The following is a 22,910-nucleotide window of genomic DNA, read 5'->3' as shown; positions in this document are numbered from 1 at the left end:
GTACCTGAAAACAAAAAACCCTTGTAAGTACTTGACTTACAAGGGTTTATGAATTATTCACGAGGTCTATTACGAACTGCGTCGCTTCTTTGAGTTGCTGGCGGCCAATAACCCCAACATCCTGGAGCTGCTCGCTTCGCCTCCCTCGTGCGTACGGTACCGGCATCCGCTGCTGGAGCGACTGCAACCGTCGCTGTTCGTTTCAAAGTTGTGTCAGGATTCGTTCGGCAAGTTCGCGCTGTCACAGATGCGCAAGGCGCGCGGCCTCAATAAGAAGATCGTTAATCCCGTCGCCCAAGAACGGAAAACGCCGCTCGATTTCTGCTATGTCAACCAACACCAGGGTTCTGTTCCACTCCTTCATTTTTTAGCGGCACGCGGCTGGCGGCAGGAAGACTGCGGGCTGGTCAACCTCCCGCACATGAAAGATCTTTACGGTCTCTACCATGATCCCACGGCGGACTACGCGGGGATTGTCCGCAAGGCGACGTCGAACGAAGTCGCGCTCAGCTCCATTCCGAAAGAGGCGGTGCAGGCGGCGGTGCTCTATTTTAACAAAGACGGTTACTCCACCTATTGTCGCGAGTACAAGGAATACTGGGCGTGGGTAGAAAAACGGAACGAGGCGCGCTACGAGAATACGGTCCAACACGGCAAGAACTACGACGCCAAGAACCTGATGCACACGCTTCGGCTGCTCGACATGGCCATTGAGATCGGCCGGACGAGTGAGATCCACGTGCGGCGGCCCAACCGGGACTTTCTGTTGCAGGTCAAATCAGGCGCGTTCGAGTACGAGGAGCTGCTGGCGCGGGCGGAGGAAAAGACGCGGGAGATGGAGGCGGCCTTTGCCCAATCGTCCCTCCCCGACCGTCCGGATCTGACGCAGATCAACGCGCGGCTGGTGGCACTGCGAAGGGCGTATTATGCGGAACAGAGGCCGCAAAATTACTAGTATAGCGTTATTGCGATTTGCCGTAGCGACGGAGTGGCCCGCCACCGCGGTTACTTCTGTCGCTATGGCAAATGTTTTCTTTTCTGGCTACTTTCCGCGCTATGATGTCAAGACGCTTCCCTTACCTTCTGTTGTTTCTGCTGCTTAGCCTGACGGGTGGGGCGCAAACCGCCACCACGTACGTCACCGAGCGCAACCTGCCGTATTACCCGGCCTCCGTCGCGAAATCCGATGCGTATATCAGGGAGCGGTGTGTGCTGGACCTGTATTACCCGAAGGGCGTGCAGAACTTCCCAACGGTGGTGTGGTTCCACGGCGGCGGCATTACCGGCGGCGAGAAGGAACTGCCGGAGGCGTTGCAGGAACAGGGCATCGCCGTGGTGGGGGTCAACTACCGCCTCTCGCCCAAAGTGAAGAATCCTGCCTACATCGAAGATGCGGCGGCTGCCGTGGCGTGGGTCTTTCAACACATTGCGGACTACGGAGGGAGTGACGAACTGATCTTTGTGTCAGGGCATTCGGCCGGTGGCTACCTCGCCAGCATGGTGGGGCTGGACAAGCGTTACCTCCAGAAATACAGCATCGACGCCAATCAGATCGCCGGACTGATTCCCTTCAGCGGCCACACCATCACCCACTTTACGATCCGCGAAGAGCGCGGTATTCCCGGCACCCAACCCATCGTCGACGCGTATGCGCCGCTCTACCACGTCCGACCCGATGCGCCGCCCCTGCTGCTGATCACCGGCGACCGCGAACTGGAGATGCTGGGGCGCTACGAAGAGAACGCCTACCTGATGCGGATGATGAAAGTGGCCGGTCATAAAGAAACGACGCTCTACGAAATGGACGGCTACGGCCACAACATGACCGCCCCGGCCTTCCCCCTCTTGCTCAACGAAGTGCACCGTATTGTGAAGCGCAAACACACAAGCCCCGAAACCGTCGAGAAGTAATTTTTCCCACCCTTATGAAACAACCGCTGGTGCTTCCCCAATCGGGCGAGGACGATCCCGAACTGCAACAACTGATTCAGTTTTACGAAGAGACACTCGGCTTCTGCCCCAACAGCGTCCGTACGATGCACATCCGCCCCCGGATGGCCTACGCCTTTATCGAGATGAACAAGGCGGTTATGGAAAACCGCGGACGGGTGACCAGCGCCCTCAAACGGCTGATCGGCTACGTGACCAGCCACACGGCGGGGTGTCGCTACTGCCAGGCGCATACCATCCGTGCGGCTGAACGCTACGGCGCGGCACCGGCCCAACGGGAACACATCTGGGACTACCGTACCCACCCGGCCTTTTCGGAAGCGGAACGGGCCGCCCTGGAGTTTGCGTGGGCCAGCGCCACGATTCCCAATGGCGTGGACGACGCCATTGCCGACCGGCTGCGCCACTATTGGGACGACGGTGAAATCGTGGAGATGCTGGGCGTGATCGCCCTGTTCGGCTTTCTGAACCGCTGGAACGATTCGATGGGCACCGCGTTGGAACCAGGGGCAGTGGCCTCGGGCGAAGCCCTGCTGGCAAAAGCGGGGTGGTCGCCGGGCAAACACACCTACCCGAAATCGCACTGAAACTTTTTATTTTTCTCGCCGCTATTCCATCGCGCTGAAATCCAACCCAGGGCACACCCCGTATGTGTCGCGACTCAACCTCTTACGCGACTTATGTTACCCTGGACGAAAGATGTTCTCCTGAAAGAGATCAAGCTTTACCTCCACACGTTTCGTTTTAGTTTCTTCAGCGGATTTTATACCATCAGCCACTACGAAGAGGCCCGCCGCGAACGGTGCATTCTGGATGTACACCATCTCCCCCTGGAACTGATCCGGGGCGAAGACTTTCATACCGTTTTCGCCGACTACGACATGCAACTGGGGTATTTCGGCATTCTGGCCTCGCAAGCCCAGGCGCATCTGCTCCGCTCGTGTTACGGGTGGCTTCAGGCCTACTGTACGCACTCGTCGGCGATCAACCTGCGTAAGTTTCAACGGAAAGTGCCCCACCCCTATCACGAGATGCTGGCCTACCTCGACGTGCTGGTCGGATGTATGTCGCCCTGGCAACAGCACCGGGAAATCAGCTGGCCGCACACGGATCGTACGGAAGTGCACTGGCGTGGCCAATCGCTCCGGAAAGGCATGCAGGGCGCGGCGGTGGCCCTCGGGACAGGCGAAGCGCTGGTGCTGGCGCAAGACATCCTGCGGTTCTGCCAGCAGGAGCTGAGTTAAGATCAAAAAAAGCCGCCTGCGTGGGTACACAGGCGGCGTAGGCGTAATCGTACCGGCGTGGGACCGTCAGGATTGTAAAATCGTCTCGATTTTCGAGAGTTCTTCTTCGGAGAACGACAGATTTTCGATCGCTTTCAGGTTGTCTTTCAGCTGTTCGACCCGGCTGACGCCGACCAGCACAGAAGTGACGCGCGCGTCTTTCAGCAACCAGGCCACGGCCATTTGTGCTAGGCTCTGCCCCCGGGCCTTCGCCAGGTCGTTGAGCTTGCGCACTTTGTCGAGCACGGCCGGCGTGATGTTGCTGGTTTGCAGGTAGCGCCCGTCGCGCACCGCCCGCGAATCTTCCGGAAAACCGTTCAGGTATTTATCCGTCAACACGCCTTGTTCCAGCGGCGAGAACACGATGGAACCGGCCCCCTGCCGCTCCAGTTCGTCGAGCAGTCCGTCTTCCACCCAGCGGTCGAACATGTTGTAGCGCGGCTGGTGAATCAGCAGCGGCGTGCCCATCTCTTTCAGAATCGTCGCGGCCCGCGCCGTCTCTTCGGCCGAGTAGTTGGAAATGCCCGCGTAGAGCGCCTTGCCCTGTTGCACGATCGAGTGGAGCGCGCCCATGGTCTCTTCCAGCGGCGTATCCGGATCGGGACGGTGATGGTAGAAAATATCGACATAGCCGACGCCCATGCGTTTCAGGCTCTGATCGAGGCTGGCCATCAGGTACTTGCGCGAGCCAAAATTGCCGTACGGGCCAGGCCACATGTCGTAACCGGCTTTGCTCGACAGAATCAGTTCGTCGCGGTAGGGCGCGAAATCGCGGCGGAAAATCCGGCCGAAGTTTTCTTCTGCCGCGCCGTAGGGCGGGCCGTAGTTGTTCGCCAGATCGAAGTGCGTAATGCCGTGGTCGAACGCGCTCCGCAGCAGTTGGCGGCCGTTCTCCAGGTTGTCGGTGTTGCCGAAGTTGTGCCACAGGCCGATGGAAATGGCGGGCAGTTGGATACCGCTTTTGCCGCAGCGGCGGTAGCGCATGGTATCGTAGCGGTCGTCAGCCGCCTGGTACTGGGGCAGGCTGGTGAGGTCGTTGGTTCTCATTCCGTAAAAATAAAAATAGGTTTTCGCGAAGATAGCCCACACCTCCCGAAGTCCCGGCGGTAGCGGTGCGAACCAGCTCGCAAAAATCAAATTTCCGGGGCACCGCTGCCAACCTGCGTGTCCGATTCTCGTTAAGTACGGCAAGGTTTCGGACCCGTCCGCGCGCACGGCCGACGGCCACTCCCACCCGATTCCGTCACACAGACTCAATCCTATGAAACTCTTTAAATGTACGCACTGCGGGCAACTGCTCTATTTTGAAAATCACCAGTGTGTCCGCTGTCACTACCCCCTGGGGTTTATTCCGGAGAAGATGGCGCTCGTTCCGCTGGTCAAGAAGGGCAAGGATACCCTCGAACCGTATAGCAAAGGGCTGGTCAACAAGCTGTTCGGCCCTTCGGAAAAGTACCGCTACTGCGAAAACCACCGCCACGGTGTCTGCAACTGGCTGGTGCCGGCCCAGAGCCAGGACCCGTTTTGCAAAGCCTGCCAGCTGAACAACACCATCCCCAACCTGAGCAAAGAAGAGTACCACGACCGGTGGCGGCACATCGAGGCGGCCAAGCATCGCCTGGTCTATACGCTGCTGCAATTGGGTCTGCCGTTTATGTCGAAAGACGAGCATCCTGAGAAAGGACTGGAGTTCGATTTTCTGGCCGATCCGAAAAAAGGGCCGCGTGTGCTGACCGGCCACGCCAACGGCACCATCACCCTCAACATTGCCGAAGCCGACGACATCGAGCGGGAAATGGCCCGCAAAGCGATGGGCGAAGCCTACCGCACGGTGCTGGGACACTTCCGCCACGAAATCGCCCACTATTACTGGGATCGCCTGGTGGCCGACATGGGGCAGGAAGAAGCTTTCCGCGAAGTGTTCGGCGACGAGCGGGAAGACTACAGTTCCGCCCTGAAGCGCCACTACGAGAAAGGCACGTCCGACGACTGGAATCAGTACTACATCAGTCCTTACGCCAGCGCCCATCCGTGGGAAGACTGGGCCGAAACCTGGGCGCACTACCTCCACATGCTCGATACGCTGGAGACGGCCTACGCCTTTGGGATGAGCATCGACCCCGAACTGGCCTCGAAAAAAGACAACCTGAAGGCCGACGTAAACCGCAATCCGTACGAAGTCAAAAAGATGAGTGGCCTGATCGACATGTGGTTACCGCTCACGTTCGCCATGAACAGCCTCAACCGCAGCATGGGCCACTCCGACCTCTACCCGTTCATCATTCCGCCGGTTGTGGTCGACAAGCTGGCCTTTGTGCATCAACTTTGCCTGAAAGTACGCCGGAAGTAACGTCTTGCAATCCGCTCTAATCGTATGCCCTGCGCAACGGTTCAAGTAGTTTCTGATGACCAGATCCTCCCCCACGATCCGCGCCTACACCCCGGACGACCAGCCCGCGCTGCTGGCGCTGCTGCGGCGCAACACGCCCCGGTTTTTCCACGTGTCGGAAGAGCAGGAGTACCGCACCTACCTCGAACGCCACCGGGAAGAGTACTTCGTGGTGGAAGCAGACGGCGCGATCGTGGGGGCCGGGGGCCTCAATTACTTTCCTGACGAACAGCTGGCGCGGCTTTCGTGGGACGTGGTGGACCCGGAGCGGCACGGGCAGGGCATCGGGCATCTGCTGACCTCGTACCGGCTCGAGCGGCTCAGGCAACGGCCGGAGATCCGGCAGGTGGTTGTTCGTACGACGCAAGAGGTCTACCGCTTTTACGAGAAAATGGGGTTCACGCTGGTGCGTACGGAACACGATTTCTGGGCGCCCGGCTTCGACCTGTACCAGATGCAGCGGGCGCTGTGAGCCGGGGCCGGAGACACACGCCGTAGCCCTCGCGCCCGTTTCTGCGTACCTCTAGGGGAAATCCACCAACTTTGCCCCATGAAGTCATTCTGTTCCACCCCACACATCAGCCTCAGCTTTTGTCTGCTTGGGCTGTTGACCTTTTCCGCCCGGGCGCAAGGGCCGGCCATGCCGCCCACGACCTATTGCAACCCTCTGAACCTCGATTACACCTACATGATCGTCAACTCGCACAACAACCTGTCCTACCGGTCAGGGGCCGATCCGGCGGTGGTGCGGTTCCGCGACGAGTACTACATGTTCGTGACCCGTTCGATGGGTTACTGGCACTCAAAAGACCTGACAACGTGGGAGTTCATCACGCCCGAAAAGTGGTACTTTCAGGGGTCAAACGCCCCGGCCGCTCATAACTACAAGGATTCGGTACTGTACGTAACGGGCGATCCTTCGGGCATCATGAGCCTGTTGTACACCGATAACCCGAAGAAGGGCGACTGGAAATCGGTGCCCGCCATCCTGTGGAATTTGCAGGACCCCGATTTTTTCATCGACGACGACGGGCGGGCGTTCATGTTCTGGGGATCGTCGAATACCTACCCGATCCGTGGCTACGAGCTGGACCCGCAACAGCGGTTCATTCCCAAAACCGAACCGATCGAGTTTTTCAAGCTGCACGAAGACCAGCACGGCTGGGAGCGCTTCGGCGAAAACCACGACCACCCTACGCTGGCGGGCTACATGGAAGGCGCGTGGCTCACCAAACACAACGGGCGGTACTACATGCAATACGCCGCACCGGGCACGGAATGGAACACCTATGCCGATGGCGTTTACGTGGCCGACGACCCGCTGGGACCGTACGAATACGCACCGAACAACCCGGTGAGCTACAAGCCGGGCGGCTTCATCAACGGGGCCGGACACGGCAGCACCGTCGAAGGACCGGGCGGTCAGTTGTGGCATTTCGGCACGATAGCCATTTCGGTCAACTACAACTTCGAGCGGCGACTCGCCATGTTTCCTACCTTTTTCGATGCCGACGGGCTGATGCATGCCAACACCTCGTTCGGCGACTATCCGCACTACGCCCCGAGCGATCCGGAACGGCAGGGAGAATTTCGGGGCTGGATGCTGCTGTCGTACAAAAAGCCAGTGACCGCCTCTTCTACGCTCGACACGCTGGACGCGAGCCACGTGACCGACGAACGCGTGAAGACCTTCTGGGTGGCCGACGGTCCCACAAACGACCAATGGCTGCAAATCGACCTGGAAAAAGCCGCCACGGTCCATGCCCTCCAACTGAATTACCACGACTACCAGTCGAACCTGTACGGACGGCAGGATAGTCTGTATCACCAGTATGTGATCGAGGGGTCGTTGGATGGAAAAACCTGGACGACGCTGGTGGACAAGAGCAAAAATTACACGGACGTACCGAACGATTACGTGGAGCTGGCCACGCCTGTCCGCGCGCGTCTGATCCGCTTCCGCAGTCTGCATGTGCCTACGCCCCACCTGGCCCTCTCGGGCGTGCGGGTGTTCGGTCTCGGCTCCGGCAAAACTCCGAGCAAGGTGCGGCAGTTGCAGGCCGTCCGTGACCAGGATCGCCGCAACGTGCAGCTCACCTGGAAAGCCCAGGCCAACGCGCAGGGTTACAACGTGCGGTGGGGCATCGCGCCCGACAAGCTCTATAGCTCGTGGCTAGTGTACGATCAGCATTCGCTCGACCTGCGCAGCCTGAACGTGGACCAGACGTATTACTTCGCTGTCGAGGCGTTCAACGAAAACGGGGTAGCACCCCTCTCCGAAACGGTAGAAGCGAAATAGCCCCACCGGGCTTTACCGGAACTCCGCGTTGATTTTTTCCAGCGCCGCCGAACCGGGGCAAAGTTGGTCTTTCCTCAGCGTGTTGAGTGGTTGCGCCACCGTGTTGAGGACCTGGTGCAGGTCGTGGCTCTTGGGATCGATGTAGAGCAAGCCGGTCAGGATCTGCCCCCGCGCCTTGGCGTGTTGCAGGTTATTCACCGCCGAGTCACGATCCGTAGGGTCCCAGTCGGGGTTGAGCTTGTGCAACTGAAGTAGCGAACCGTCGTGCAACACCACCGAAGCGGACGTTCCTTCGCCGTAGTCGACCGTGATTTCTTCCTGTTCCGGCACGAAGTCGAGCACCGAGGTGGAGGCGATGTGCTCCCGCACGAAGTCGTACGACTTGGTCGAACCCGGATTGTTGTTGAAGGTAACGCACGGCGAAATCACGTCGATGAAGGCAAACCCCGGATGCGACAGCGCCGCCTTGATGAGCGGCACGAGTTGTTTCTTATCACCCGAAAAGCTCCGGGCTACAAACGTCGCGCCCAGTTCCAGGGCCAGCCCCACGAGGTCAATGGCCGGAAAGGCATTCTCCGATCCCGCTTTGCTGACAGAACCGAAGTCGGCGGTGGCGGAGTCCTGTCCCTTCGTGAGGCCGTAACAGCCGTTGTTCATCACGACGTACATCATGTTGAGGTTCCGTCGCACGGCGTGACAAAACTGCCCCATCCCGATGGAGGCCGTATCGCCATCGCCAGAGACACCCAGGTAAATCAGGTCGCGGTTCGCCATGTTGGCCCCGGTGGTGATGGAGGGCATGCGTCCGTGTACGGAGTTGAACCCGTGTGATTTGCCCAGGAAATACGTCGGGGTTTTAGAGGAACAGCCGATGCCCGACAGTTTCGCGAGGCGGTGCGGCGCGATGGCCATTTCGTAACAAGCCTGGACGATGGCTCCGCTGATGGAGTCGTGGCCGCAACCGGCACACAGCGTGGAAATCGCGCCTTCGTAGTCGGCGCGGGCAAAGCCGATTTTGTTTTTGGCTAGTCCCGGGTGGCGGAAGGCAGGTTTAATGTAGGTCATGGTGAAATTCTTCGTGGATTGTCCTTCTCTATTTCTGTCATTTCGACCAACGGGAGAAATCTTGCTCTAGAAGTTAGAAGATCTCTCACTGCGCTATGCTCCGTTCGAGCCGGGTCGCCGGCCACCGTGGCAACGGGCGATGACAGAATGGAATAGGGCTGCTATCAATGTTTTAACTGCCCGTTGACCGGCGACGTGGTCGTTACGGTGGGCAGTTCCTGCTGGATCTGCTTCATGATGGCCCCGGCCGTGATGGGCATGCCGTTGTAATTCAGAATGGAGATCAGTTTTTTGGGATGGATTTCCAGTTCGTTGACCAGCAGGGAGCGGAATTGTTTGTCGCGGTTCTGCTCGATCACAAACACCCGCTCGTGTTCCGCAATGAACTCCTCGACGGTGTGGTTGAACGGAAATGCCCGGACGCGCATCGCATCGACCCGGATGCCCTGTTTTTCCAGGCGATCCATTGCTTCCAGCGTGGCGTAACTCGACGTCCCGAAGAAGATCAGGCCGTAGTCGTGGTGGTGTCCTTCCTGGTAGAGTTCCGGCGCGGGCACGTATGCTTTCGCCGTTTCCCATTTTTGCAGCATCCGGTTCAGTATCCGCACGTTGACGTCGCCGTCTTCCGTGTAACGGGCGTACTCGTCGCGCGAAGTCCCCCGGGTGAAGAACGCGCCCTTGGTCGGGTGCGTCCCCGGAATGGTCCGGTAACAGATGCCGTCGCCGTCCACGTCGAGGTAGCGCCCGAACGTCTCGATTTCGTCCAGCGCGGCGGCGTCCAGCACTTTGCCCCGGTCGTAGGCACGGGCATCGTCCCACGCCAGCGGCGGCGAGAGGTGCGAATTCATCCCCAGGTCCAGGTCCGACATCAAGATGACGGGCGTCTGCAACCGTTCGGCCAGATCGAACGCATCGACCGTCATGTCGAAACATTCGGCCGGCGTGCTCGGAAACAGCAGCACCTGTTTGGTATCGCCGTGCGAGGCGTACGCCGACGAAATCAGATCGGCCTGTTGCGTGCGGGTCGGCATGCCGGTTGAAGGGCCGCCCCGCTGCACGTTCACCAATACGACGGGAATCTCGGCGAAGTAGGCTAGTCCCAGGAATTCGCTCATCAGCGAGACGCCCGGACCGCTGGTCGCCGTGAAAGCACGCGCGCCGTTCCAGGTCGCGCCGATCACCATCCCGATGGCCGCCAGTTCGTCTTCCGCCTGCACGAGCGCGTACAGGTTCTTCCCCGTTTCCGGATCGACCCGTAGCTTCTTGGCGTAGTCTTCGAAGGCTTTCACGACCGACGTCGACGGCGTAATCGGATACCAGGCCGCGACGGTGCATCCCGCGTAGATCGCGCCCAGGGCCGTGGCCGTGTTGCCGTCGATCATGATCTGATCGCCGACCGCATCGCGACGTTCCACCCGGATGTCGAGCGGACACTCGTAGTTTTCTTTGGCGTACTGGTAGCCCAGGTCCAGGGCGAGGAAGTTGGCGTCGATCAGCTTCGGCTTCTTCCCGAACTGATCGCGGATGATGTCCTGCACCACCGTCAGTTCAAGGTCCAGCAACGCGGCCAGCGCCCCGACGTAGACGATGTTTTTGAAGAGCTGCTGCTGGCGCGGCACCTGAAAATGCTCCATGCAGAGCCGCATCATCGGGATGCCGATGAACTGAATGTCGGCCCGGAAAAACTCGGGGTGCAGCCGCTTGGTGTTGTCGTAAACGAAGTAGCCCCCCGGCCGGATCGACTCGATGTCTTTCGTGTAGCTCTGCGGGTTGACGCCCACCAGCAGGTCAATGCCCTCCCGGCGGCCCAGGTAGCCGTGCTCGTTGATACGGACCTCGTACCACGTGGGCAACCCCTGGATGTTCGACGGGAAAATGTTTTTGGGAGTAACGGGGATTCCCATCCGAAAAATGGCCTTGGCAAACATCTCGTTCGCGCTGGCCGATCCGGTGCCGTTTACGTTAGCGAACCGGACCACCATATCATTCACAATCGCTCCGTTCCTCATAAAATCTTCGACGCTTTGGTCACATTATACCAGTATTTCTGCATGTCCCACGCCGCCGTCGGGCAGCGCTCGGCACACAGTCCGCAGTGCAGGCACACATCTTCGTCTTTCACCATCACGCGCTTCGTCGGCAGTTCTTCCGACACGTACAGCGGTTGGTGGGTATTCTCGGCGGGCGCATTGAGGCGGGTGCGGAGGTCGGCTTCGTCGCCGTTTTCCGTGAAGGTGATGCAGGTGGTCGGGCAGATGTCGACACAGGCGTCGCACTCGATGCAGCTTTGCGGCGTAAAGACCGTCTGCACATCGCAGTTCAGGCAGCGCTGTGCTTCCTTGAAACCCGTCGGCTCGTCGAAACCCAGTTCCACTTCCACCTTGCGGTCCTGCAATGCAATGGCTTTGTTCTCGTGCGGCACGGCATAGCGCTCGTCCACCACCACGGGGCTGTCGTAGCTCCACTCGTGGATCCCCATCTTCTGGCTGACGAGGTTCGTCATCGGCGCGGGGCGATCCAGCACGTCTTTGCCCTGGCAGAAATTATGGATGGAAATGGCGGCCTGGTGTCCGTGGGCGACGGCCGTGATCACGTTTTCCGGTCCGAAAGCGGCATCACCTCCGAAGAAGACGTTAGGACGGGTCGATTGGAACGTGATCTTGTTCAATACAGGTAAATCCCACTTGCCGAACTCGATGCCCAAGTCCCGTTCGATCCAGGGGAAGGCGTTGTCCTGCCCGATGGCGATGATCACTTCGTCGGCCTCAATGAAGACGTCGGGTTCGCCCGTCGGAATCAGTTTCCGGCGACCGTTCTCGTCGTATTCGGCCCGTACCTTGCCGAAGATCATGCCCTTCAGCTTGCCGTTTTCCACGACAAACTCCTTCGGCGGCATGTTATTCAGGATCGGAATGTCTTCGGCCAGCGCATCGCGGATTTCCCAGGGCGATGCCTTCATCTCTTCGAACGGGCTGCGCACCACCACGTGGACCTGTTCGCCACCGAGCCGACGCGACGTCCGGCAGCAGTCCATCGCGGTGTTGCCACCACCCAGCACAATTATCTTTTTCCCGACCTGCGTGAGGTGCCCGAAGGCGACGTTGGCCAGAAACTGGATGCCGATGTGGACCTGGTTGCCCGCTTCTTCACGGCCGGGCAGCATCAGGTCGCGGCCCTTCGGTGCGCCGGTGCCTACAAAAACCGCGTCGTACTCTTTATCCAGAATTTCTTTTAGACTCGAGACAAACTGGTTGAAGTGGGTGTGGATGCCCATGTCGAGGATGTAATTCACCTCCTCGTCGAGGACGGATTCGGGCAAGCGAAACGCGGGAATCTGCGTGCGCATCATGCCGCCGCCCTTGTTCCATTCGTCGTAGAGGTGAATTTCGTAGCCCTGCGGGGCCAGGTCGCGCGCCACCGTCAGCGAGGCGGGACCACCGCCGATCAGGGCGATGCGCTTCCCATTCTTCTGGGTCGGGACTTGGGGCATCCGGTGTCGGACTTCGCCTTTGTTGTCGGCGGCGACGCGTTTCAGGCGGCAGATGGCAACGGGTTCTTCTTCGACGCGTCCGCGGCGGCAGGCCGGTTCGCAGGGGCGGTCGCACGTGCGGCCCAGGATGCCGGGAAACACGTTCGATTCCCAGTTGATCATGTAGGCGTCGGTGTAGCGCTCGGCGGCAATCAGGCGGATGTATTCCGGGACGGGCGTGTGGGCGGGACAGGCGTACTGGCAGTCGACCACCCGATGGAAGTATTCGGGGTCTTGGGTAGGATGGGTGGGTTCCAAAATCGGGGCATTCTGGTGAACAAATCAGTGTAGGTGATGCGCTGGGGGTCAGGCACTTCCCGTATCAGGTGGTGGCAGGAAGCGGCGATTCAGCGCAGGCAAAAGGAAGTTACGTAATTATAAGAAACTTTACGCATCGCGGGCAACGCCATTGCTCTTTTTATCCACACGTTTCGTGAGGAGGCAAACGCAAAACCGGCTACCTCGGGAAAAGAGATCATCCGCCCCCCTTCCATACTCAGCGCGGCGGGGAGGCTTCCTATTCCCCCAACTCTACAGTAGCCCGCAGGCTTGCTTTCGCCTTCTTACCCGCGGGGCCCGCAATCGTCACTTCCCCCAAAACCGCCCTACTCGCACGTCTTCTTTTTTAGCACTAACCCATTTTATGACAGGACAAGTCAGGGAAAACAGCCGACGAACCTCCAAGACGCCACAAGAATCAGGTAGGTAGGCAGATCTTTCCGTAAGTTTATAAGTTGATCTGCTCCATTGCTCTTGTTCTGAAACGCTCATGCTCCGCAACTACCTTACGATTGCACTTCGTAATCTGCTGAAGAATCGTGGTTATACGATCATCAACTTAGTTGGGCTGGCCGTCGGGCTGGCGGGGATTCTGCTCATTGTCCTCTACATCAACCACGAGTTGACGTTCGACCGCCACCACACCAAAGCCCGTCGCATCGTCCGGGTGCTGGAAACCGACCCGAACCTGGGCATCGCGGCGAGCGTCCCGTTTCCGGTTGGCCCCACGCTGCAACTGGACTATCCCGAACAGGTAGAAGCGACCGTCCGCCTGTACAACTTTCAGTCGGCTACGCTACCGCTGCAGTACGAAGATCCGGTCGGCAACCGACGGCAGTTCAACGAGTCGGCGTTCTTCTTTGCCGATTCGACCTTTTTCCGGGTCTTCGACGCGCAGTTTCTGAAGGGCAATCCGCAAACCGCCCTCGACGATCCGTACAGCGTGGTGATGACCCAGTCGGCGGCGCAACGGTATTTTGGCCCCGCCGACCCGATGGGGAAAGTGCTGCAGTTTGAGAAGCTGCACGACCTGCACGTGACGGCCGTAGTGGCCGATCCGCCCCCGGCGTCCCATTTTCACTACGAGCTGCTGGCTTCGTTTGCCGCCCTGCGGACCATCATGCCCAAGGGCATTCCGGACGAAGACTGGTACACCAACCCCGTCTGGACCTACGCCCTGTTGCGCGACGCGGCCGATACCGCCACACTCCAGGCGCAGCTCCCGCAGTTTGCGCAGCGGCACCTCCATCCTGCCCTGAAAGAGACGGCACGCTTCCAGCTCGAACCGCTAACCGACATTCACCTGCACTCGCTGGCCGAAGGCAACATCGAACCCAACAGCAACATCCGCCTCATCTGGATCGTGGGAACGGTGGCCGTGTTTCTGCTCCTGATTGCAGGCATCAATTTTATCAACCTCTCGACGGCCCGTGCTTTCGACCGGGCCAAGGAAGTGGGCATCCGGAAGGTCGCCGGGGCGCATCCCGGCCAGCTAATCGCTCAGTTTCTGGCCGAATCGATCATTCTGTGCCTGATGGCCGCCGCGCTGGCCGTGTTTCTGGCCTGGCTGGCCCTGCCGGTGCTCAACAACCTGACCGACCGTCACCTGAGTCTGCAACACCAGAGCGGCGTTTGGGTGCTTTTTCTGGCTGCTACCTTGCTGATCGGCATCGCCGCCGGAAGCTACCCCGCGTTTGTGCTGTCGTCGTTCCGACCGGTCGAAGTGCTGAAGGGCCGCACCGGCGGACGGCCTACAGGCAACGCCTGGCTGCGGCAAAGCCTGGTGGTCGTGCAGTTTTTCATCTCCATTGCGCTGATCGGCGCTACCATCACCGCCTACCGCCAGTTGCGCTACATCCAGAAAGCACGCCTCGGTTTCGAAGCCGAACAAGTAGTGGTGCTGCCGGTCGAACGCACCTCGCTCGTGTCGAAATACGATGCCTTCAAGCAGCAACTCCTGACGCACAGCGCGATCCGGGCGGTGACGGGCGTCAACGAAATTCCGGGCACGGGCACGCCCAATTCGACCTACCGACCCGTGGGCGGTAGCGACGACGACATGAAGCTGTATTCGGTGATGTACGTGCGCGACGACCTGACCAAAACGCTGGGCATTCCACTGCTGGCCGGAAACGACTTCCCGAGTACGTACGAGTCGGAAAACATCATTGCGCTGATCAACCGGGCCATGATGCAGGAGATGGGCTGGGCGACCCCCGAAGAGGCCATCGGGCAACACATCGAGGGAACGCTCGAAGGGCGCATCCGCGTGGTGGGCGTGGTCGACGATTTTCACTACGGATCACTGCACTACAAAGTAGGTCCGCTGCTGATCGACTACTGCAGTCTGGAGAAACTGAAGAATTACTTTACACACTATGTCCTGGTCCGCGTGCAGACCGACGACCTGCCCGGCGTGATTCGCGACATTGGCGCAACCTGGCAGCAGTTTACCGACCAGGACGCCTTCGATTACTACTTTCTGAACGACGAGTTGCAGCAACTCTACCACAGCGAACAGAATTTCAGCAAACTGGCGGGGATTTTTGCGACGCTGGCCGCCCTTATTGCCTCGCTCGGCCTACTGGGGCTCACCGCCTTTTCCATTCAGAAACGCAAGCGGGAGATCGGCATCCGCAAGGTGCTGGGTGCCTCCGAATCGCAAATTGTACTGCTGCTGGGGAAGAATTTTACGCTGCTGATCGGCATTGCGCTGGTGCTGGCCATTCCGGTGGTGTACCTCGGCATGTCGCGCTGGCTGGAAGACTTTGCTTACCACATTTCGCTGCGCGCCGATATTTTTCTACTGGCCGGCCTTGCGGCCCTGCTGCTGGCGTGGTTTACGGTGAGCTGGCTTACCGTGCGGGCGGCGTGGACCAATCCGGTCGATACCCTGCGTGCCGACTAACTGCACACTTTTTTGGTGGTTTACTGGGCCTGAAATGCCGTTGAGACGGGGGCTTTGGCTTCCATGCCCAACAGGAACGGCGTCGCCGGGCGGCGGGCAGGTGCCTGCGTAACCTGCACGGAATCGGTCGGTGCCGGGCGAAATACCATACGCCAGTCGGAGTCACGGCGTGTGGGCCCAAAACTGTATCCCAGAAGTATCAGCAACAGCACCAGTGCCAGGATTCTACTTTTCATAAGGAGACGAACGGAGCGTTCACAAAAACAGTAGGAAAATTGTACTAAAAATACCCTCTTGCAAGGGACACAATCTTGTAAAAAGTCGACTTTGGGGTGGGGTGCGTGTAACGACGTCTTTTTACAAAAAAATGGCCGGAGCCCTCACTAGTTTTGTTGTGTTTCGGACAAAACTGATCGTTTCACCTCACAGAATCAGGACCTTATCGCGCAAAACTACGAGGATCTGCCGAATTAGTCTGGTCTGAGTCGTGAGGTTTCGTCATCACCGCACCGTGGTTGCCACGGGGGTGGTCAATGGGTCCGGCACGTTCCGGATTACGTCGGCGCATCGGACCCCGGGTGCTTTCGGCGACGTGTGGCGGGCATCAGCACCGGTTCTGCATTCGTAACCATTACGGGAAACCCCGTCGGCGAGATACAACCCACTCGGTATCAGGCCGAAGTTTCCGCGTGTTTCCTAAATACGCATTTGCCCCAAAGGGTAAACCCGCTTCACCATTTTTGTTTGCTTGGGTCCGGCGGCTCCTCCGGGGTCGTCGGATTTTCTGCCCGCTCCGGCATCCGTACCCACGTCCGCACGATCGTCCCCCAACTTTTGCGCAATCAACGGCCGAAGGCTAGTTTTGGTGCTACATGGATTACTTTCAGGCATTTGGCATTCTCATCAGCCTTTCGGCGGCGTTTGGGTACATCAACCACCGCTTTTTGCGGCTCCCGACCACGATCGGGCTGATGTTGATCGCCCTCTTTCTTTCGCTCCTCCTCATCGTTTTGGGCATTTTCGATCCGGAACTGGTGCAGCCGATCAGTCGGGCGCTGAGCGAAATCGACTTTTCGCAGGTGCTGATGGAGGTGATGCTGAGTTTTCTGCTGTTCGCCGGAGCACTGCACGTCGACGTCACCGCCCTGCACCAGCAACGGTGGCCGGTGCTGATTTTCGCCACGCTGGGCGTGGTGGCCTCCACCTTCATGGTCGGGACGGGCTTTTACTTCCTGCTTCAGTGGGTGGGCTTCCCGATCGACTACATTTATTGCCTGCTGTTCGGCTCGCTGATTTCGCCCACCGACCCCATCGCGGTGCTGAGCATTCTGCACAAAGCCCACGTACCCAAGGAACTGGAAGTAAAAATTACGGGCGAGTCGCTGTTCAACGACGGCGTGGCCGTGGTGGTGTTCCTGACGCTGCTGGAAATTGCCCAACTGGGCGCAGGGGAAGTGGGCGCAGGCGAAATCGCCACCCTGTTTGCACAGGAAGCCCTCGGGGGCGGACTGTTCGGGCTGGCGCTGGGCTACGGCGGCTACCTGCTGCTGAAGTCGATCGATGCCTACGTGGTCGAGGTACTCATCACCCTTGCGATGGTGACCGGCGGTTATCTGCTGGCGCAACAGCTCCACCTTTCGGGACCGCTGGCCGTGGTGGTGATGGGCCTGGTTATGAGCCAACAGGGCCGTAAATTTGCGATGTCGGACGAGACGCGCGACTACGTGGACCTGTTCTGGGAGATGATCGACGAGGTGCTCAACGCGGTGTTGTTCGTCCTGATCGGGCTGGAAGTGCTGGTGCTGGAATTCCACCGGGAGTATTTCCTGATCGGCGCGGCCGCCATCGTGATCGTGCTGCTGGCCCGCCTGATTTCGGTCGGGTTGCCCATTTCGCTCATGAGCCTGCGGCGCGATTTTGTGCCCTATACCATCACGATCCTGACCTGGGGCGGTTTGCGCGGCGGCATCTCGGTCGCGCTGGCCCTCTCGCTGCCGGGCGACATGCCCCGCGAACTGATTGTGGCCGTTACCTACCTGGTTGTCATCTTCTCCATCGTGGTGCAGGGCCTGAGCATCGAGCCGCTCGTGCGTCGCCTGAAAGTCGGTACGGGCTAACCAAGTTGGTGAAGAAGTGAATGCGTGCGTTGATGATTGTCATTATAGTCTCAACCGCCTCATTCACCCCATTACACATTCGCGCAGTCACACTACTCACTCATTCTCCCCTTTTTCATGTCTCTTTCCCTTGACGAGTTACGCCACCAGATCGACGAAGTCGACAGCCAACTGTTGCAGCTGCTGAACCAGCGCATGGGCTACGTCCGGCAGGTGGGCGAACTGAAACGCCAGAGCAATACCATTATTTACCGCCCCGAACGCGAAAAGGCCATCATCGATCGGCTGAGTGCGACGAACCAAGGGCTGTTGAGCCGGGCCGCCATCGAGGCCATTTTTCTGGAGATTTTTGCGATCAGCCGCAACTTCGAGCTGCCCGAACGGGTAGCGTACCTGGGACCGGAGGGGAGTTTTACGCACCAGGCAGCCGAAAGCCGGTTCGGGGCGGTGAGCGAATACATGCCGCTGGGCGACATCCGGGCCGTTTTCGAAGCGGTGCAGACCAACCGCGCCCGGTTCGGCATCATCCCCATCGAGAACAACCAGGAGGGGCTCGTGCCCGAAACGATGGATCAGCTCGCGGCCATGCAGGACCTGAAGATCGCCGCCGAAATTCCGATGCCGATCCACTTTGCGTTCGCGTCGGTGAACGACCGCCTCCACGAAATCAAGAAAATCTATTCGAAAGACATTGCGTTCGGGCAGTGCCGCCGCTTTCTGGACGCGACGTTCCGCGAACAAAAGCCGGAACTGGTGCCGGTCGACTCCACGTCGCGGGCGGCCAAGCTGGCGCTGAACGATCCGCACGCCGCCGCCATCTGCTCGCACATCGCCGCGCGGCTTTACGACCTGCCGATGCTGTTCGACAACATCGAAGACTCCACCGACAATTTCACGCGCTTTCTGGTGGTGGCCCGGGATTTCAAAAGCCAGCCCAGCGGCAACGACAAGACTTCTCTGCTGGCGCGCCTCCCCCACTCCGACGAGCCGGGCAGCCTGGTCACGTTCCTGCAGGATTTCCACCGCGCGGGCATCAACCTCACGAAAATTGAGAGCCGCCCTGCCAAAAGCGGCCGGAACTTCCAGTACATGTTTTTTGTGGACCTGGACGGCCACATCGACGACGCACGCATAAAGCCCGTCATCGAACAGCACGCCGACGTACTCCAGTGGCTCGGCAGTTATGTCAAGCTGTGCTGATGCTCGTCGATCACTGAATTAGCCTCAACCCATACCACCACTTCCGGCTTCGTCATGACAGAATTCTGGGAATCGAGTTTTCGGGATAAACAGACCATGTGGGGCTTCGCTCCGGCCGATTCTGCCGTGGCCACCGCGGCGTTGTTTCAGGCGCAAGGGCTCAGGAACGTGCTCATCCCCGGCTTCGGCTACGGCAGAAACGCCGCGCCATTTACGGACCAGGGCGCGAACGTGACGGGCATCGAGATTTCGGAAACCGCCATTCATCTGGCCCGGCAGCATTACGGGGACCGCCTTCAGGTGCATCATGGCTCGGTGACGGATATGCCGTTCGACCAACGTAGGTACGATGGCGTTTTCTGCTACGCGCTCATCCACCTGCTGGACGCTCCGGAGCGCGCCAAACTGATTGCCGACTGTTATCGCCAGCTCCGCCCCGGCGGCTTTATGGTGTTTGTGGCCATTTCCACGCGCACCGCGGCTTATGGCGACGGCATAGCGCGCGGCAAAAACCAGTTTGAGACCAGGCACGGGGTTACCCTTTTCTTTTACGATGCCGCCGCTGTGGAAGAGGAATTTGGTCGCTACGGATTGATGGAAGCCAAGGAAATCGACGAACCCGCCCAACAGGCAGGCCCCAAGCCTTCTCAGAAATTCTGGCAGATCACCTGCCGCAAACCCGCCTAAACCGCCGTTCCTTCGCCCTGACTGCTGCTGGATTGCCTTCTTTTCTTCGCAAGAGTTGGCACAATCAGGCGATTCACATATCTTAGTAACTAAGATAATTAGTCATTAAGACATATGGATGACACGCTCCTGTCGCGCCTCAGAAAACTCAACCAGCGCTATGCCTTTACGTCCCTTCAGATGCACGAGGCCATCGCCCGCAAGGCGGGACTTTCGGGCACAGACCACAAGTACCTGGGGTTTCTGATGCAGAAAGGCCAGATGACGGCGGGCGAACTGGCCACGCTGACCGGCCTGACGACCGGCGCCGTTACCGGGCTGATCGACCGCTTTGAGAAGCGAAAGCTGGTCAAACGCCAGTTTTCTCCCGACGACAGGCGGAAGGTGATCATCGTACCGGATACGCAAAAGATCATGGCGCTTTTGGCACCGCTCTACCGAGACTACCGCACCCGGACCGACGACCTGATCGCGTCTTTTTCGGAAGAAGAACTGCAAACGATTGAGACGTTCTTTACAAAAGCGATCGACCTCATGAACGACACCGTCCACCGCCTCACCCGCTAAATTCCACCCGTATGCGTTCGTACGTACTTGATTTCCAGGAAATTGACCGAACCCACCTGGCGCTTGTCGGCGGGAAAGGGGCTCACCTGGGCGAACTGTCCACCATGGTGGGCATTCGCGTACCGGAGGGGTTTTGCATTACCACGGATGCCTTCCGGGACGTCCTTGCGGCAACCCCGTCGGTGCCTCCGCTTTTGGCGCAACTGGCGCGGCTCAACGTGGACGATCGGGCGCAGATTGCGGCATTGAGCGGAGCCGTGCGTCAGGCCCTCGAAACCGCTCCCCTTCCGGCGGGCCTTCGGGAAGAAGTTGGTCGTCACCTTGCCCGGTTAGGTGCAGCCCACGCCTATGCCGTACGTTCCAGCGCCACCGCCGAAGATTTGCCGACGGCCTCGTTTGCCGGACAACAGGACACGTACCTGAACCTTGTCGGCGCGGAAACCATCCTGCGGCACGTCAGTCGGTGCTGGGCTTCGCTGTTCACCGAACGGGCCGTTGCCTACCGCCTTCAACACGGCTTTGACCACCGCCACGTTCACCAAGCCGTGGTAATTCAGAAAATGGTTTTCCCGCAGGCGTCGGGCGTATTGTTCACGGCCGATCCCGTCACTTCCCACCGCCGGGTGGTGTCCATCGAAGCGTGTTTCGGTCTGGGAGAGGCGCTGGTGTCCGGTCAGGCGGCGGCGGATCGCTATCGCGTTCGCCACGAGGCGGTGATCGACCGCAAAATCGCAACCAAGCCGTGGGCGCTGTACGCGTCCCCGACCGGCGGCACCGAACCACGGGCGATTGCACCGGAGCAACAGCAACGCCCTGTCCTGACAGATGCGCAACTTCTGGCGCTGGCTCGCATCGGCCAGCACGTCGAAACGCATTTCGGGGCACCTCAGGACATCGAGTGGTGTTGGGCAGAAGACGAATTCTACCTGGTTCAGAGCCGCCCGATCACGACGCTGTATCCCCTTCCCGAGGCACCCGAAGCGAAAGGCCCGCGCGTCTACCTCTCGGTAGGACACCAGCAGATGATGACCGATCCCATGCGACCGCTGGGTTGGTCAATGTGGCAGATGCTCGCTTCCCGCCCGATGTACCAAGCAGGAGGCCGGTTGTTTGTGGAAGTGGCCGACACGCTGGCCTCTCCCACCGGCCGGAACTTACTCCTCCATGCCATGGGGCAACACGATCCGCTCATCAAAGACGCGCTGGTGACCTTACTGAAGCGAGAAGAGTTCATCGGCTCCCTCCCTGCCTCGTCCGCTGCACCACCCTCGGCCCTGGACCCGCCTCTCGTGGCAGACGAACCGCCGGTGGCCCTCGTGACTGAACTGATGGCGCGTAGCAAAGCTGAGCTGGCCGCGCTCCAGCAAACCATTCGGACCCGCTCGGGCGAGGCAGTAGTTGCGTGCATTGAGGAAGACATCCGGCAGATGCGCCAGAGCACAACGGTCGCGCAAACGCTGCGGCTGGTCATGACGGCCGTGAACGCAGCGGCCTGGCTCAATACACACCTGGAGGAGTGGCTGGGCGAGAAAAACGCAGCCGACGCGCTCTCGCAATCGGTGCCAAACAACATCACGTCGGAAATGGGGCTGGCGCTCCTGGACGTGGCCGATGTGCTTCGTCCGTATCCGGAACTTGTCGCGTACCTGCAACACACCACGGAAGAGGATTTTCTGGAGCAGCTGGACCGGTTTGAAGGTGGCGCCGAAGCCCGCGACGCCATCCGGGCGTACCTAGACCGCTACGGCATGCGGTGCAGCGGCGAAATCGACATTACCCGTACGCGCTGGGCCGAAAAGCCCACCCTCTTGCTACCCATGCTTCTCAACAACCTGAAAAACGTCGCGCCCGGGGCCGGAAAACTCAAATTTGAACAGGGACGGCAGCACGCGCTGCGAACAGAGCGGGACATCTTGGCGCGCCTGAAACAACTGCCGGAGGGCACATACAAAGCCGAGGCTACCCAACGGCACATCGCCCTCCTGCGGAATTTCGCCGGGTACCGCGAATACCCCAAGTACAGCATCGTGAGTCGGACGTTCGTCTACCGGCAGGCGTTACTTCGCGAAGCCGACCGGCTCGTAGAGGCGGGCGTTATTCCCCACCGGGAGGACGTCTATTTTCTCACGTTCGAGGAGTTCCGCGACGCCGTCCGCACCCGTATAGTAGACGCCCGGCTCATCGACCAGCGCAAAGAGGAACACTGCCGCCACGCGCAACTCACCCCGCCCCGCGTCATGACGTCCGACGGCGAAATTGTGACGGGGACCTACCCACGCGAACACCTCCCCGCCGATGCCCTGGTGGGACTGGCGGTTTCGTCCGGCACGGTAGAGGGACGCGCACGCGTCATCACCCACCTCGCTGAAGCTGAACTGGAAGAAGGCGACATCCTGGTCACGACCTTTACAGACCCGAGCTGGACGCCCCTGTTCGTTTCCCTCAAAGGTCTGGTGACCGAAGTGGGCGGACTGATGACCCACGGGGCCGTCATCGCCCGCGAATATGGCCTGCCCGCCGTGGTCGGCGTAGAAAATGCAACTCGGTTGATTAGAGACCAGCAACGAATCCGGGTGAACGGGACCGACGGGTACGTGGAACTTCTGTGACGGGGCCGCTGGCGACACGGGGCTAGGA

Annotated in this window: 18 protein-coding genes; 13 read left to right on the top strand and 5 right to left on the bottom strand. The window is 59.5% G+C overall.

What is annotated here, in order from left to right:
- The first annotated feature begins 52 nt into the window (after nucleotides 1–52).
- The 4 genes from BLR44_RS04700 to BLR44_RS04685 all read left to right on the top strand — a co-directional run bounded on the left by BLR44_RS04700 (nucleotide 53) and on the right by BLR44_RS04685 (nucleotide 3,194).
- Entirely contained in the window at nucleotides 53–955 is a 903-nt protein-coding gene (locus BLR44_RS04700; RefSeq protein WP_089679774.1) for a DNA polymerase beta superfamily protein, read from the top strand.
- Nucleotides 956–1,056: 101 nt separating this feature from the next.
- On the top strand, nucleotides 1,057–1,911 hold the full coding sequence (locus tag BLR44_RS04695; RefSeq protein WP_245705975.1) for an alpha/beta hydrolase: 855 nt from the start codon (nucleotides 1,057–1,059) through the stop codon (nucleotides 1,909–1,911).
- A 14-nt stretch (nucleotides 1,912–1,925) separates the two neighbouring features.
- Nucleotides 1,926–2,537 carry a carboxymuconolactone decarboxylase family protein gene (locus tag BLR44_RS04690; RefSeq protein WP_089679772.1) on the top strand — a complete coding sequence of 204 codons (612 nt, stop codon included), beginning with the start codon at nucleotides 1,926–1,928 and terminating at the stop codon, nucleotides 2,535–2,537.
- A 93-nt stretch (nucleotides 2,538–2,630) separates the two neighbouring features.
- Nucleotides 2,631–3,194 carry a hypothetical protein gene (locus BLR44_RS04685; protein ID WP_089679770.1) on the top strand — a complete coding sequence of 188 codons (564 nt, stop codon included), beginning with the start codon at nucleotides 2,631–2,633 and terminating at the stop codon, nucleotides 3,192–3,194.
- Between the two features lie 66 nt (nucleotides 3,195–3,260).
- Here BLR44_RS04685 and mgrA read toward each other — a convergent pair whose 3' ends face one another.
- Nucleotides 3,261–4,280, bottom strand: a complete 1,020-nt coding sequence (mgrA, locus tag BLR44_RS04680; protein WP_089679768.1) for an L-glyceraldehyde 3-phosphate reductase — start codon at nucleotides 4,278–4,280, stop codon at nucleotides 3,261–3,263.
- 214 nt (nucleotides 4,281–4,494) lie between these two features.
- Between mgrA and BLR44_RS04675 the strand changes: the two genes are divergently transcribed.
- The 3 genes from BLR44_RS04675 to BLR44_RS04665 all read left to right on the top strand — a co-directional run bounded on the left by BLR44_RS04675 (nucleotide 4,495) and on the right by BLR44_RS04665 (nucleotide 7,921).
- The gene (locus tag BLR44_RS04675; RefSeq protein WP_089679766.1) at nucleotides 4,495–5,583 is read left to right on the top strand and encodes a zinc-binding metallopeptidase family protein; all 1,089 of its coding nucleotides are present in this window, start codon (nucleotides 4,495–4,497) and stop codon (nucleotides 5,581–5,583) included.
- A gap of 55 nt (nucleotides 5,584–5,638) precedes the next feature.
- Complete coding sequence (locus tag BLR44_RS04670; RefSeq protein ID WP_089679764.1) at nucleotides 5,639–6,094, top strand: GNAT family N-acetyltransferase; 456 nt, start codon at nucleotides 5,639–5,641, stop codon at nucleotides 6,092–6,094.
- Nucleotides 6,095–6,172: 78 nt separating this feature from the next.
- Nucleotides 6,173–7,921 carry a family 43 glycosylhydrolase gene (locus tag BLR44_RS04665; protein WP_089679762.1) on the top strand — a complete coding sequence of 583 codons (1,749 nt, stop codon included), beginning with the start codon at nucleotides 6,173–6,175 and terminating at the stop codon, nucleotides 7,919–7,921.
- A 12-nt stretch (nucleotides 7,922–7,933) separates the two neighbouring features.
- Here BLR44_RS04665 and BLR44_RS04660 read toward each other — a convergent pair whose 3' ends face one another.
- The 3 genes from BLR44_RS04660 to BLR44_RS04650 form a co-directional block, all read right to left on the bottom strand.
- Nucleotides 7,934–8,986, bottom strand: coding sequence for a 2-oxoacid:ferredoxin oxidoreductase subunit beta (locus BLR44_RS04660; RefSeq protein ID WP_089679759.1), 1,053 nt, complete (start codon nucleotides 8,984–8,986; stop codon nucleotides 7,934–7,936).
- 164 nt (nucleotides 8,987–9,150) lie between these two features.
- Complete coding sequence (locus BLR44_RS04655) at nucleotides 9,151–10,995, bottom strand: 2-oxoacid:acceptor oxidoreductase subunit alpha (protein WP_089679755.1); 1,845 nt, start codon at nucleotides 10,993–10,995, stop codon at nucleotides 9,151–9,153.
- Entirely contained in the window at nucleotides 10,992–12,773 is a 1,782-nt protein-coding gene (locus BLR44_RS04650) for an FAD-dependent oxidoreductase (protein ID WP_089679753.1), read from the bottom strand. Before BLR44_RS04650 ends, BLR44_RS04655 begins: the two co-directional genes overlap by 4 nt.
- A gap of 511 nt (nucleotides 12,774–13,284) precedes the next feature.
- Here BLR44_RS04650 and BLR44_RS04645 point away from each other — a divergent pair.
- The gene (locus tag BLR44_RS04645) at nucleotides 13,285–15,702 is read left to right on the top strand and encodes an FtsX-like permease family protein (protein WP_089679751.1); all 2,418 of its coding nucleotides are present in this window, start codon (nucleotides 13,285–13,287) and stop codon (nucleotides 15,700–15,702) included.
- Between the two features lie 20 nt (nucleotides 15,703–15,722).
- On the opposite strand, the gene BLR44_RS04640 is transcribed toward BLR44_RS04645, so the two are convergent.
- Nucleotides 15,723–15,938: a hypothetical protein gene (locus BLR44_RS04640; RefSeq protein ID WP_143017117.1), complete on the bottom strand. Its 216-nt coding sequence runs from the start codon at nucleotides 15,936–15,938 to the stop codon at nucleotides 15,723–15,725.
- Between the two features lie 636 nt (nucleotides 15,939–16,574).
- Between BLR44_RS04640 and BLR44_RS04635 the strand changes: the two genes are divergently transcribed.
- The 5 genes from BLR44_RS04635 (at nucleotide 16,575) to rph (ending at nucleotide 22,882) form a co-directional block, all read left to right on the top strand.
- Nucleotides 16,575–17,819 (top strand): cation:proton antiporter, encoded by a 1,245-nt coding sequence (locus tag BLR44_RS04635; protein ID WP_089679747.1) that lies wholly within the window; start codon nucleotides 16,575–16,577, stop codon nucleotides 17,817–17,819.
- 117 nt (nucleotides 17,820–17,936) lie between these two features.
- Nucleotides 17,937–19,019 carry a prephenate dehydratase gene (gene pheA / locus BLR44_RS04630; protein ID WP_089679745.1) on the top strand — a complete coding sequence of 361 codons (1,083 nt, stop codon included), beginning with the start codon at nucleotides 17,937–17,939 and terminating at the stop codon, nucleotides 19,017–19,019.
- 54 nt (nucleotides 19,020–19,073) lie between these two features.
- Nucleotides 19,074–19,706, top strand: a complete 633-nt coding sequence (locus BLR44_RS04625) for a class I SAM-dependent methyltransferase (RefSeq protein ID WP_089679743.1) — start codon at nucleotides 19,074–19,076, stop codon at nucleotides 19,704–19,706.
- A 114-nt stretch (nucleotides 19,707–19,820) separates the two neighbouring features.
- On the top strand, nucleotides 19,821–20,273 hold the full coding sequence (locus tag BLR44_RS04620) for a MarR family winged helix-turn-helix transcriptional regulator (protein WP_089679741.1): 453 nt from the start codon (nucleotides 19,821–19,823) through the stop codon (nucleotides 20,271–20,273).
- Between the two features lie 11 nt (nucleotides 20,274–20,284).
- A complete protein-coding gene (rph, locus tag BLR44_RS04615; RefSeq protein ID WP_089679739.1) occupies nucleotides 20,285–22,882 on the top strand; it encodes a rifamycin-inactivating phosphotransferase in 2,598 nt (865 codons plus the stop codon).
- Nucleotides 22,883–22,910 lie beyond the last annotated feature (28 nt).

This window comes from Catalinimonas alkaloidigena (assembly GCF_900100765.1).
Lineage (GTDB): Bacteria > Bacteroidota > Bacteroidia > Cytophagales > Flexibacteraceae > Mooreia > Mooreia alkaloidigena.
This window is presented reverse-complemented; position numbering and strand designations above follow the sequence as displayed.